This is a genomic window from Paracoccus stylophorae (assembly GCF_028553765.1).
GTDB lineage: Bacteria > Pseudomonadota > Alphaproteobacteria > Rhodobacterales > Rhodobacteraceae > Paracoccus > Paracoccus stylophorae.
The window spans coordinates 689,679-702,163 of the sequence record NZ_CP067134.1 but is presented as its reverse complement, the minus strand read 5'-3'; the positions used below and the strand labels follow the sequence as shown (position 1 = coordinate 702,163).

Sequence of the window (12,485 nt, the reverse complement as noted above, 5' to 3'; positions counted from 1 at the left end):
GGGCGGGTATGTGCGACGCCGCGCCACTTTCGGTCGGCGCGCATCCGCACTACAGCTAGGGGCAACCGGAGGAATGGAATGTTCTGGATCGTTTCCGCAGCCCTTCTTGTCGCCGTGACCGTCGCAATCCTTGCGCCGATCTGGCGCCTGCACGGGGCCGCCGACCGCGACGCGCAGCCCGCCGCGGCCTATGATCTGCAGGTCTATCGCGATCAGCTGCGCGAGGTCGAACGCGATCTGGAACGCGGGGTGATCGGCGCCGACGATGCCGCCCGGTTGCGCACCGAAATCGGCCGCAAGGTTCTGGATGCCGACCGCCGCCTGTCCCGGGCCGGCCCGCCCGCACCCGGCGGCGCGACCATCGCGGCAGGCGCGGTGATGATCCTGCTGCTGGCCGGCGCGGTCGCGATCTACTGGCGCGAGGGTGCGCCCGGCGCGCCCGACCTGCCCATCGCCACCCGCGTCGCGATGGCCGAACGCGCCTATGACAACCGCCCCAGCCAGGCCGAGGCCGAGGCGCGCGCGCCCCAGCCTGCCGGTCAGGCCGACATGGACGCGGCGTCCGACGACGCCTATGTCGCGCTGGTCGAACAATTGCGCGATGCCGTCGCGAACAACCCGGGCGATCCGCAGGGCCTGGCGCTGCTGTCCACCAGCGAGATGCGACTGGGCAACATCGCCGCGGCGCGCGACGCGCAGCAGCGTCTGGTCGATCTGCGCGGCGATCGCGCCTCTGCGGACGAACTTATGCGCCTGTCCGCCCTGATGATGGAGATGGCCGGCGGGCTGATCACGCCCGAGGCGGAAAACGTGCTGGCGCGGTCGCTGCAAAAGGACCCGTCCCAGCCGCAGGCCCGCTATCTTCTGGGTCTGCTGCAATTGCAGAACGGCCGCCCCGACCGGGCCTTTCCGATCTGGCGCAGCCTGCTTGAACAGGGGCCGCACGACGCCCCCTGGCTTGACCCGATCCGCAGCAGCATCCGCGATCTGGCGTGGCTGGCGGGACAGCCCGATTATGTCCCGCCGCCGCCGCCCGAGGCGTCCGCCCTGCCGGGGCCGGATGCGGATGCGATGGCGGCGGCCGGCGACATGACTGCCCAGGAACGGCAAGAGATGATCGGCGGCATGGTCGCGCGGCTGGAATCGCGTCTGGCCGAACAGGGCGGCACGCCCGAGGAATGGGCGCGGCTGATCGCCTCCCTCGGCATATTGGGCCGGACCGATCACGCCCGCGACATCTGGACCGAGGCGCAGACCCGCTTTGCCGCGCGCCCCGAGGCGATGGACAGCCTTCGCGCCGCCGCGCAACAGGCGGGTCTGATCGAATGATCCATGACGACATGGCCGATTTCGCCGCCGCCCTGCCCCGCGCCGGCGCGCTGGCCGGGCTGGATCTGGGCACCAGGACCATCGGCGTGGCGGTCAGCGACGGGATGCGGCAGGTCGCCTCGCCGCTGACGGTGATCCGGCGGCGCAAATTCACGCTGGACGCCGCCGATCTGCTGCGCATCGTCACCGACCGCGCCCTGACCGGGATGATCCTGGGTCTTCCGCGCAACATGGACGGCAGCGAGGGGCCGCGGGCGCAGTCGACGCGCGCCTTCGCCCGCAACCTGTCGCGGCTGACCGATCTGCCCATCGGGTTCTGGGACGAACGCCTGTCCACCGTCGCCGCCGAACGCGCCCTGCTGGAGGCCAACACCTCGCGCCGCCGCCGCGCCGAACTGATCGATCAGGTGGCCGCCGGCTATATCCTGCAAGGCGCGCTGGACCGGCTGCGCCATCTGGGCTGACATGGCGCGTGCCTTCGACACGTGCAGGGCGGCCCGACTCCGTGGTCTGCCTGCCGCCTTGCGACGGTTTCGCCACCCTTCTAGGTTGGCGCCATGACCACGCCCGTTCCCCCTGTCGCGCCGGACGATCCGCAAAGCCCCTGCGTCAATATCTGCGTCATCCATCCGCAGGAAGGCATCTGCGTCGGCTGTTATCGCACGCTGCACGAGATCGCCGCGTGGTCGGTGATGGACGCCGACAGCCGCCGCGAGGTGATCCAGGCCCTGCCCGACCGCAAACCGCTGCTGAAAAAGCGGCGCGGCGGTCGGAACGGGCGCCGCCCGGACTGAGGCGCAAGGCGCGCCGGATCAGCCGCGCAGATGACGCACGCTGCGCTGGATGCGGACCCGCACCTCGTCGGGTTCGCTGGCCACCGCCCGCATCAGCGCGGCCATGTCGCCGCGCGCGGTGTTCAGCTGGTCGATCAGCGACATCACCAGATGCAGCGAATCCTCGGGCAGCTGGTAACATTCGCTGAGATCGCACAGCAATTGCAGCCGCGCGACATCGGCTTCGCGATAGGCCCGGCCCTGCGGGCGTTCGACCGGCTGCACGATCCGGGCGCGCAGAAAGGTCTGAAGACGGGGCGGGGTCAGGTCCTCGATCAGCGCGACCACGTCGGTTTCGGAATAATAACGGGTCATGTCGTCATCCCCCGGCGCGGATCGTATCCGTGCGTCCTGCGCCATTCCTGCATGAACGTCGCCAGTTCATCGTCGATCTGGCGCGGCATGACGATCTTCAGTTCGACATGCTGATCGCCGCCATTGATGCCGCGCCCGCGCAGGCGCAACCGCTGTCCGCTGCTGGCGCCTTTCGGGATGGTCAGGTTCACCGGGCCGTCGATGGTGGGCGCGGCGACCTTGCCGCCCAGAACCGCCTCGTCGATGCCGATGGGCAGGGTCAGGAAGATGTCGTCGCCCTCGCGCCGGTAATCGGGGGGGGGGGCCACCGAGATCGTCAGATACGCATCGCCCGGCCCGCCCTGCCCCATGCCCGGCCCGCCCTTGCCCTTCAGCCGGATCGTCTGGCCGTCGCGCACGCCCTTGGGAATCGTCACCTCAAGATCGCCGCCTTCGGGCAGGGTGATGCGGGTCTTGCCGCCCTTCGCGGCGGTCATGAAATCCACCTCCAGCGCGAAACGGTAATCCTGACCGCGCATGTGGACATCGCGCCCGGCGCCGGCCTGCCGGAAACCGCCCCCGGATCCGCCCTCACCGAACCCGCCCTGCCGGAATCCGCCTTGACCGAACCCGCCCGCGCGGCTGCCGAACAGGTCGGCGAACACGTCCGACAGATCCGGATCGCCGTCAAAGCCATAGCTGCGCGCATAGGGGTTGCCCGCCGCCTCGGCATGTTCGCGATAGGTGCGATGCTGCGCCCGTTCCTGACCCTGCTCGTCGATCTCGCCCGCGTCAAAGCGGCGGCGGCGCTCAGGGTCCCGCAGCAGATCATAGGCGGCGGATGCGGCCTTGAACCGCTCGGCCGCCGCCGCGTCCGGATTCAGATCCGGATGATCTGTCTTGGCGATCTTGCGATACGCCTTCTTGATCTCGGCATCGGTGGCCGATTTCGTCAGCCCCAGCGCCGCATACGGATCGCCCGCCATTCACGGCCCCCCATCGGTTGTCTTGCGTGTCAACAAGATAGTCACCGCGCCGGTTTCATCAATCCCGCCGATGCGGGGCCGCGGATCAGTAGGGCAGCGGATGGTCCCGGTGCAGCCGGTCGATGGACTTGACCAGATCGGCGGGCAGCGATCTGTCCAGCCCGGCGATCAGATGATCGAGCTGGTGGCGATCGGTCGCGCCGATGATGGGGACGTTGCGGAACGGCCGCGTCAATTGCCACGCGACCGCCATGTGGACAGGGTCCCAGCCATGATCGGCAGCCAGCCGGCCAAAGGCGTCGCTGGCCGCGATGGCGCGCCCGGTCAGCCGTCCGCCCAGCTTGCCCATGCCGCCGGTCTGCTTGTCCACGGCGGCACGGCTGCCATCGGGCATCGCGCCGCCGGCATATTTGCCGGTCAGCAGACCCGCCGCCAGCGGCGAGAAGGCCAGCAGCGTCACATCCTCCTGCACGGCGGTTTCGCACAGATCGGTGTCGAACAGCCGGTAAAGCAGCGAGTATTCGTTCTGGATCGAGGCGACACGCGGTCCGCCCGTGCGCTCGGCCACGTCGCACCAGCGGGTCAGACCCCAGGCGGTTTCGTTCGACAGGCCGAAGGCGCGGACCTTGCCCTCGGACACGGCCTGACCCACCGCATCCAGCACGTCCGCCATGTGATCCAGCACCCGGTCCTTGTCGGGTTCGGGCGCATAGGTCCAGTTCTGCCGGAACGCCCATGTGCCCCGCACTGGCCAGTGCAGCTGATACAGGTCGATGCGGTCGGTCTGCAGCCGGCGCAGCGAGGCGTCGATGCAGGCGCGCACGGTCGCCCCGTCATAGGGCGCGCCGTCGCGCACCGTCTGGCTGGGGCCGGTGATCTTGGTGGCGATCTCGACCCGGTCGCGATTGCCCTGCTGCGCCAGCCAGCGCCCGACGATTTCCTCGGTCAGGCCCACGGTCTCGCGCCGGACGGGGTTCACGGGATACATCTCGGCGGTGTCGAAAAAGGTCATGCCGATCCCCGCCGCCCGGTCCATCTGGGCATGGGCGTCGGCTTCGTCCGTCTGGTTGCCGAAGGTCATCGTGCCCAGGCAGATTTCGCTGACCTCGACCTCGCTGCGCCCCAGTTTCACCCGCTTCATCGCCATCTCCGATCCGTTGTTCCGGCCGGAACGTCCGCGATAACCGCGCCGGATTCAACCCGGTCAGCCGCGCTGATACCCGGCCGAGGCGGCGATCAGATGCCTGGTATAGTCCTGCTGCGCCGCCCCCTTGCGCAGGGCGTCGACATCCATCACCTCGACGATGCGGCCGTGCTGCATCACCGCCAGCCGGTCGCACATATGGCCCACCACCGACAGGTCGTGGCTGACCATCAGATAGGTCAGGCCGTGTTCGGCGCGCAGATCGGTCAGCAGGTTCAGGATCTCGGCCTGCACGCTGACATCCAGCGCGCTGGTCGGTTCGTCCAGCAGCAAAAGCTGCGGATCGCCGGCCAGCGCGCGGGCGATGGCGACGCGCTGACGCTGCCCGCCCGACAGCTGGTGCGGATAGCGAAAGCGGAACCCGCCCCCCAGACCCACATCCTCCAGCAGGCGCGGAATCCGCCGGTCGATATCGGTCATGCCCTGCAATTTCAGCGCCTCGCTGAGGACGGCATCGACGGAATGGCGCGGATGCAGGCTGGCATAGGGGTCCTGGAACACCATCTGCACGGTCTTGTAGAAGGCCCGGTCGCGGCGGTTGCCCGACACCTTGCGGCCATCGACCTCGATCACGCCGGACCAGCTGTCGATCAGCCCGGCGATGGCGCGCAGGATGGTGGATTTGCCCGACCCCGATTCGCCCACCAGACCGAAGCTTTCGCCCCTGGCCACGGCGAAGGCCGCATCCCTGACCGCGTCCACGCGGTCGGGCGGAAAGCCGAACCAGACGTCCAGATTTTCGATCTTCAGCATGGCGGCACCGACGGCAGCGGGGGGTTTTCCACCCCCCGCGCCCCCCGGAGGGTATTTGCACAAAGAAGAAGCCGCATGTCAGAGCCCCCCCGGAAACTCGGTTTCCAGGCTTTCGTTGATCGGATCGCCCTCGCGCCAGCTGTCCTGACGCTTCAGCACCGGCAGGCGACTGACTGGCCGGTCCAGCCGCGGCAGGCTGTTCAGCAGCCCCTGGGTATAGGGGTGGCGCGCGTCGTGCAGGTTCTTTGCGGTCAGCGTCTCGACGATCCTTCCGGCATACATGATCAGCACCCGGTCGCAGAACTGCGCGACCAGGTTCAGATCGTGGCTGATGAAGATCAGGCCCATGCCACGATCGCGGACCAGACGGTCCATGATGTTCAGCACCTCGGTCCGGACCGAGACGTCCAGCGCCGAGGTGGGTTCGTCCGCGATCAGGATTTCGGGGTCCGGCGCCAGCATCATCGCGATCATGATGCGCTGGCCCATGCCGCCCGACACCTCGTGCGGATAGGCGCCCATGACCCGTTCCGGGTCGCGGATCTGCACGGCTTCCAGCATCTCGAGCGCCTTGGCGCGGCCCTGGCCCCTGGGGCCGCCGGCGTGAAGGCGATACGCCTCGATGATCTGGTCGCCGATGGTCATCACCGGGTTGAGGCTGAATTTCGGGTCCTGCATGACCATGCTGATCCGGCTGCCGCGGATCTTCCGCATCTTTCGCTCGGGCAGGTTCAGGATCGGCTGCCCGTCCAGCTCCAGCCGGTCGGCGGTGACGCGGCCCGGCGGGCGCACCAGCCCCAGGATCGCGCGGCCGGTCATCGACTTGCCTGACCCCGATTCGCCCACCACGCCCAGACGTTCGCGGCCCAGATCGAAACTGACGCCGCGCACCGCCTGAAACACGCCCTGCCGCGTGGGAAAGGCCACGCGGAGGTTTTCGACGGACAGCAGCGGCCCGGAACCTTGCTGGTCGGTCATTCCTTGGCCCCTTTCGGATCCAGCACGTCGCGCAGCCCGTCGCCCAGCAGGTTGAAGGCAAGGCTGACGATGAAGATGGCAAGCCCCGGCATCGCCGCGACCCACCAGAAATCGAGGATATAGGTCCGCCCGTCCGAGATCATCGCCCCCCATTCCGGCATCGGCGGCTGCGCGCCCAGACCCAGAAAGCCCAGACCCGCCGCCGACAGGATGATGCCCGCCATGTCCAGCGCCACGCGCACGATCAGCGAGGAAATGCACAGCGGCCAGATATGGCGGATCAGCAGCCGCATCGGCCCCGCCCCCTGAAGCCGGGCTGCGGCGATATAGTCGGCATGGCGGATGGTCAGCGTCTCGGCCCGCGCCAGCCGGGCATAGGGCGGCCACGCCGTCAGCGCCAGCGCCAGCACCGCGTTGCCGATGCTGGCGCCCAGCGCCGCGACGAAGGCCAGTGCCAGGATCAGTTTCGGGAATGCCAGGAAGATGTCGGTGATCCGCATCAGCACCTGATCCAGCCAGCCGCCGGCGAAACCGGCCACCGTGCCGATGAACAGCCCGATGATCGGCGCGATCAGCGCCACCGTGCCGACAATGAACAGTGTGATGCGCGAGCCGTGGATCAGCCGCGACAGGATATCGCGCCCCAGCGCGTCGGTGCCCAGCCAGTGTTCGGACGAGGGCGGCGCCAGCCGGCCGGCAAGGTTCTGGCTGAACGGGCTTTGCGGGGCCAGCCAGGGCGCGAAGATCGCCATGAAGATCAGGATCGCCAGAATGATCAGCCCGAACATCGCCAGCCGGTTGGCGCGAAAGGTCAGCCATCCCTGATAGATCGCGCCCAGCCGCGCCTGCCGCCGGGTCTGGGGCGCGTCCGAAAGCAGCCATTCGCGTCGTGTCGGGTTCATTTCGACCTCGGGTCCAGCACGCGATACAACAGGTCGCTGAGCAGGTTCAGCAGGATGAAGCAGGTGCCGATGACGATGGTGCCGCCCAGAACCGCGCTCATGTCGCCGGCCAGCAGCGCCTTGGTGACATACTGGCCCAAGCCCGGCCACGAGAAGATGATCTCGGTCAGCACCGATCCCTCAAGCAGAGAGCCGAAGGACAGCGCGATCACCGTCACCAGCGGGATCGAGATGTTGCGGAACGCGTGCCGCCAGATCACGGCGCTTTCGGACAGGCCCTTGACGCGGGCGGTGGTGATGTATTCCGACCCCAGCTGTTCCAGCATGAAGCTGCGGGTCATGCGGCTGATATAGGCAAGGCTGAAATAGCCCAGCAGGCTGGCGGGCAGGATGATATGCGAAAACGCGTCCTGAAAGGCGTTCCAGTCGCCCGCCAGCAGCGAATCGACCAGGATCAGCCCGGTCACGTCCGGCACCATGCCGTCATAGATGATGCCCTGCCGTCCAGGCCCGCCGACCCAGCCCAGGATGCCGTAAAAGACCAGCAGCCCCATCAGCCCCAGCCAGAAGATCGGCATCGAATAGCCCACCAGCGCCACGACGCGCGCGACCTGATCGACGATGCCGCCGCGCCGCGCCGCCGCGATCACGCCCAGGGGCACGCCGATGCTGACGCCGATGAAGGTGCCCAGCGTCGCCAGTTCGACCGTCGCGGGAAAGACGTGCCGGATATCGTCCACGACCAGCTGCCCGGTCGAGATCGAGCGGCCCAGATCGCCGGTCAGCACATCGCCGATATAGCCGATGAACTGGACGATCAGCGGCCGGTCCAGCCCCATCGCCTGATAGGCGGCATCGTATTGCGCCTGGCTGGCGCGATCTCCCACCACCTTCAGCACCGGGTCGATGGGCATGACCCGGCCGATGATGAAGGTGACCAGCAACAACCCCAGCAGGGTCAGCGCCAGCGACAGCAGCGTGCCGCCCACGCTGCGCAGCCGCCGTCGCCGCGCGGCGTTGCGGTCGGCCGCCGAGGGGGGCGGGGGTCCGCCCCGCCCCTTGGGATCGGTATCGGTTGCGGCCAACGCCTATTCGCCCTTGGTGACCTGATGATACATCACCGACGTCACCGATCCGCCCACGTTCCAGTTCTGCACGTTCTCGCGCAGGCCGGTGTTCTCGATGCGCTGGAACAGCGGCACGATCGGCGCCTCTTCCTGATACTGTTTCTGGATGTCGCGATACATCTGCGCGCGCTTGTCGCTGTCCTGTTCAAGGGTCGCGGCCACCGTCGCCTCGTTCATCTCGTCCGGCACGGCATAGGCGTTGCGCCATGCCAGCAGGCCGGTCGCCTGCGCCTCGTCGCTGTTGTCGGGATTATAGGCGAAGGTCGCGGCATTCGTGTTCGGGTCCGAATAGTCCGGGCCCCATTCGCCCAGGAAGATCGGCACCTCGCGCGCGCGATACGCGTCCAGCACCTGCGCGCCGGTCATCTGCTCGATGTTCAGCGTCAGCCCGGCCTCGGCCATGCTGGCCTGCAGGGTCTGCGCCACGTCCACATATTCGCGCAGATCGCGGATCTTGGTGGTGATCGTGCCGCCCTCGATCCCTGCATCCGCCAGGATCTGCCTGGCCTTTTCGACATCATAGGTCCACGGATTTTCCTCCAGCGCGCCCAGATAGCCCTCGGGCAGGAACGCCTGATGGGTCTTGAACATGCCCTTCAGGAAGCTGTCGGTGATGCCCTGATAATCGACCAGATGCTTCATCGCCTCGATGACCGCCGGGTTCGACAGCAATTCGTCCTTCTGGTTCAGACCCATATACAGGATGCGGCCGCGCGGCTCGTCCTTGATCTTGACGCCTTCCGTCTGCTCCAGAGAATCCACATCGGTGGGCGTCAGGTTGCGCGCCGCGTCGATATCGCCCTGTTCCAGCAGCAGGCGCTGTGCGCTGGATTCGGCGACGTTGCGCACGATCACCCGTTTCATCGCGGATGCGCCCTGCCAGTAATCCTCATAGGCGGCCAGCTGCACCGCCTCGTTCGGACGCCACGCGGCCAGGGTGAAGGCGCCCGATCCAGCCTCGTTGGTGTTCAGCCAGGCATTGCCCAGATCATCGCCCTCGGCGTTGGACATCACCGTTTCCTTGTCCACCACGCTGCCGATCATCGCGGTCAGGCAGTTGAGGACAAAGGAGGGCGCATAAGGCTGATCCAGGTTCAGCGTCAGCGTGCGGTCGTCAAAGGTGATCTTTTCCTCGACGTTTTCAGGGGTAAAGCCGAACTGCGTCAGGATGAAGGCGGGCGTCTTGTTCAGCTTGACCGCGCGTTGCAGCGACCATGCCGCATCCTCGGCCCGAACCGGATTGCCGGAATGGAAGGTGACGCCTTCGCGCATGGTGAAGGTGATCGACAGCCCGTCCTCGGCCACCTCCCAGCTTTCGGCCAGCGACGGCTTGAAGCCGGCAGCCATGTCCATCGGGTCGAAATCGACCAGCCGGTCATAGGTGTTGCGGTTCACGTCATTGCCCGAAAACTCGAAGGTCTGGGCCGGATCAAGGGTGATGATGTCGCTGATGTCGTTGGCCACGACCAGCGTATCGGCAGGCGTCTCGGCCCAGGCGGCCGGTGCCAGTGCGATCGCGGATGCCAGCAGCAAGGCGCGCGGGGTCAGAAGATGTCTCATGGCAGTGTTCCCTGTAGGTTGTCGGTCGTCCCGGTTGTTCCGGGGCTTGATGCAGCGCAGGGTGGCGCAAGGCCGCGCCTGTGGCAAGGGGAAGCACACCGGACCCGCGCGCGCGCCGGACGTGTTCGCGCCCCGATCCCTGACTTCACTCCCCGCCGAACCGCCACTCGCCTTCGCCAAGGGCGGGCGCCGCCCGATCCGTGACCAGCGGGCTGCGCGAGAACCGCATCGGGCTGCGCAGCCCGGCGATGCCCTCGGGCGCGATGGGCATCCCGCGCGCCTGCACCTGCGGCTCGGCCAGCGCCTCGGCCACGTCGTTGACCGGGCCCGCGGGCACGCCCGCCGCCTCCAGCGCGGCGATCAGATCGGCGCGCGGGCGGGTGCGCGTGGCCTGCGACAGGATCGGCGCCAGCCGGTCGCGATGGGCGACGCGGGCCGGGTTCGTCGCGAAATCCGGATCGGCCGACAGCGCCGGCAGGTCCAGCGCGCGGCACAGCGCCGCGAATTGCCGGTCATTGCCGCAGGCGATGATCAGATGTCCGTCCGAGGCCGGGAAAAGCTGATAGGGCACGATGTTGGGATGCGCGTTGCCCAGCCGGCGCGGCACCCGGCCGCCCAGCAGATAGTTGGTCGCTTGATTGGCCAGCACCGCGACACCGCAATCCAGCAGCGACAGGTCCAGATGCTGGCCCAGCCCCGACCGCGCCCGTTCGGCCAGCGCGGCCTGAACCGCGATCGCCCCATAAAGCCCGGTGAAGATGTCGATCCAGGCCACGCCGACCTTCTGCGGCTCGCCCTCGGGATCGCCGGTCAGGTCCATGATGCCCGACATGCCCTGAATGAGGAAATCGTAACCCGGCTGCGCCGCGCGCGGCCCGTCCTGCCCGAAGCCGGTGATCGAGGCATAGACGAGGCGCGGGTTCTGCGGCGACAGGCTGTCGTAATCCAGCCCGAACTTCTTCAGCCCGCCCAGCTTGAAATTCTCGATCACCACGTCCGCCTCGCCGATGAGGGACTTCAGGCGGTCCAGATCGTCCGCATCGTTGAAATCGCAGATCACCGACCGCTTGCCGCGATTGGCGGCGTGGAAATAGGCGGCGACCGTCTCGGTCGTGCCATCCGCGCGCCTGCGTTCGATGAAGGGCGGTCCCCAGCGACGGGTATCGTCGCCCTCGGGCGCCTCGACCTTGATGACCTCGGCGCCCAGATCGGCCAGCGTCTGGCCCAGCCACGGACCCGCAAGAATGCGCGCCAGCTCGACGATTTTCAGCCCCTTCAGCGGCGCGTCGGACATCAGCCGAACGCCTGGATGCGCGTCTGCGCGCGGCCCAGGATCAGCGCGTGCACGTCATGCGTGCCCTCATAGGTGTTGACCGTTTCAAGGTTCTGGGCGTGGCGCATGACGTGGTATTCGATCTGGATGCCGTTGCCGCCATGCATGTCGCGGGCCATGCGCGCGATCTCCAGCGCCTTGCCGCAATTGTTGCGCTTGACCAGGCTGATCATCTCGGGCGCGAACCTGCCTTCGTCGAACAGCCGCCCGACCCGCAGGCTGGCTTGCAGCCCCAGCGCGATCTCGGTCTGCATGTCGGCCAGCTTCTTCTGGTAAAGCTGCGTCGCCGCCAGCGGCTTGTTGAACTGATGCCGGTCCAGCCCGTATTGCCGGGCGCGGAACCAGCAATCCTCGGCCGCGCCCATCGCGCCCCAGCTGATGCCGTAACGCGCACGGTTCAGACAGCCGAACGGGCCGCCCATCCCCTCGATATTGGGCAGCAGCGCATCCTCGCCGACCTCGACATCCTCCATCACGATCTCGCCGGTGATCGAGGCGCGCAAGCTCAGCTTGCCGCCGATCTTGGGCGCGGACAGGCCCTTCATCCCCTTGTCCAGAACGAAGCCGCGCACCTTGCCGCCATGCGCCTCGGACTTGGCCCAGACGACGAACACATCCGCGATGGGGGCGTTGGAAATCCACATCTTCGACCCGTTCAGCACATAGCCGCCATCGGTCTTCTTCGCCCGCGTCTTCATGCCGCCCGGATCGGATCCGGCATCGGGTTCGGTCAGGCCGAAACAGCCGATGAATTCGCCGGTTGCCAGTCTGGGCAGGTATTTCCGCTTCTGCTCCTCGCTGCCATAGGCCTCGATGGGAAACATCACCAGCGAGGACTGGACCGACGCCATGCTGCGATAGCCGCTGTCGATCCGCTCGATCTCGCGCGCGACCAGACCGTAGGACACGTAAGAGGCGCCGACGCCGCCATAGTCCTCGGCCACGGTGACGCCCAGCATGCCGGCCGCCCCCATCTCGCGAAAGATCTCGGGGTCGGTTTCCTCGTTCATGTAGGCGTCCTGCACGCGCGGGGCGAGGCTTTCGGCCGCGAACGCCGCCGCGCTGTCGCGGATCATCCGCTCTTCCTCGGTCAGCTGATCTTCCAGCAGGAACGGGTCGTTCCAGCTGAACGGCGCGCCCTTGTGCGATTTCGTGGACATCGGCTTCTCCCTGACTGCGGCGTGGT

At 67.4% G+C, this 12,485-nt stretch carries 13 protein-coding genes; 3 read left to right on the top strand and 10 right to left on the bottom strand.

What is annotated here, in order from left to right:
* Window positions 1-78: 78 nt before the first annotated feature.
* The 3 genes from ccmI to JHW45_RS03450 all read left to right on the top strand — a co-directional run bounded on the left by ccmI (window position 79) and on the right by JHW45_RS03450 (window position 2,123).
* Window positions 79-1,329, top strand: a complete 1,251-nt coding sequence (gene ccmI / locus JHW45_RS03460; RefSeq protein ID WP_272859567.1) for a c-type cytochrome biogenesis protein CcmI — start codon at window positions 79-81, stop codon at window positions 1,327-1,329.
* Entirely contained in the window at window positions 1,326-1,793 is a 468-nt protein-coding gene (gene ruvX, locus JHW45_RS03455; protein ID WP_272859566.1) for a Holliday junction resolvase RuvX, read from the top strand. The genes ccmI and ruvX overlap by 4 nt, the downstream gene beginning before the upstream one ends.
* Before the next feature lie 93 nt (window positions 1,794-1,886).
* The gene (locus JHW45_RS03450) at window positions 1,887-2,123 is read left to right on the top strand and encodes a DUF1289 domain-containing protein (RefSeq protein ID WP_272859565.1); all 237 of its coding nucleotides are present in this window, start codon (window positions 1,887-1,889) and stop codon (window positions 2,121-2,123) included.
* An 18-nt stretch (window positions 2,124-2,141) separates the two neighbouring features.
* Here JHW45_RS03450 and JHW45_RS03445 read toward each other — a convergent pair whose 3' ends face one another.
* The 10 genes from JHW45_RS03445 to JHW45_RS03400 all read right to left on the bottom strand — a co-directional run bounded on the left by JHW45_RS03445 (window position 2,142) and on the right by JHW45_RS03400 (window position 12,459).
* Complete coding sequence (locus JHW45_RS03445; protein ID WP_272859564.1) at window positions 2,142-2,477, bottom strand: hypothetical protein; 336 nt, start codon at window positions 2,475-2,477, stop codon at window positions 2,142-2,144.
* The gene (locus tag JHW45_RS03440; RefSeq protein WP_272859563.1) at window positions 2,474-3,442 is read right to left on the bottom strand and encodes a DnaJ C-terminal domain-containing protein; all 969 of its coding nucleotides are present in this window, start codon (window positions 3,440-3,442) and stop codon (window positions 2,474-2,476) included. Before JHW45_RS03440 ends, JHW45_RS03445 begins: the two co-directional genes overlap by 4 nt.
* 85 nt (window positions 3,443-3,527) lie before the next feature.
* A complete protein-coding gene (locus tag JHW45_RS03435; protein ID WP_336385801.1) occupies window positions 3,528-4,589 on the bottom strand; it encodes an aldo/keto reductase in 1,062 nt (353 codons plus the stop codon).
* Window positions 4,590-4,646: 57 nt separating this feature from the next.
* Window positions 4,647-5,399 carry an ABC transporter ATP-binding protein gene (locus tag JHW45_RS03430; protein ID WP_272859562.1) on the bottom strand — a complete coding sequence of 251 codons (753 nt, stop codon included), beginning with the start codon at window positions 5,397-5,399 and terminating at the stop codon, window positions 4,647-4,649.
* Between the two features lie 78 nt (window positions 5,400-5,477).
* Window positions 5,478-6,377 carry an ABC transporter ATP-binding protein gene (locus JHW45_RS03425; protein ID WP_272859561.1) on the bottom strand — a complete coding sequence of 300 codons (900 nt, stop codon included), beginning with the start codon at window positions 6,375-6,377 and terminating at the stop codon, window positions 5,478-5,480.
* On the bottom strand, window positions 6,374-7,279 hold the full coding sequence (gene nikC, locus JHW45_RS03420) for a nickel transporter permease (RefSeq protein WP_272859560.1): 906 nt from the start codon (window positions 7,277-7,279) through the stop codon (window positions 6,374-6,376). Before nikC ends, JHW45_RS03425 begins: the two co-directional genes overlap by 4 nt.
* Window positions 7,276-8,268, bottom strand: coding sequence for an ABC transporter permease (locus JHW45_RS03415; RefSeq protein ID WP_336385810.1), 993 nt, complete (start codon window positions 8,266-8,268; stop codon window positions 7,276-7,278). Before JHW45_RS03415 ends, nikC begins: the two co-directional genes overlap by 4 nt.
* A gap of 99 nt (window positions 8,269-8,367) precedes the next feature.
* Entirely contained in the window at window positions 8,368-9,966 is a 1,599-nt protein-coding gene (locus JHW45_RS03410) for an ABC transporter substrate-binding protein (RefSeq protein ID WP_272859559.1), read from the bottom strand.
* A 145-nt stretch (window positions 9,967-10,111) separates the two neighbouring features.
* The gene (locus tag JHW45_RS03405) at window positions 10,112-11,260 is read right to left on the bottom strand and encodes a CaiB/BaiF CoA transferase family protein (protein WP_272859558.1); all 1,149 of its coding nucleotides are present in this window, start codon (window positions 11,258-11,260) and stop codon (window positions 10,112-10,114) included.
* Complete coding sequence (locus tag JHW45_RS03400; protein ID WP_272859557.1) at window positions 11,260-12,459, bottom strand: acyl-CoA dehydrogenase; 1,200 nt, start codon at window positions 12,457-12,459, stop codon at window positions 11,260-11,262. Before JHW45_RS03400 ends, JHW45_RS03405 begins: the two co-directional genes overlap by 1 nt.
* Window positions 12,460-12,485 lie beyond the last annotated feature (26 nt).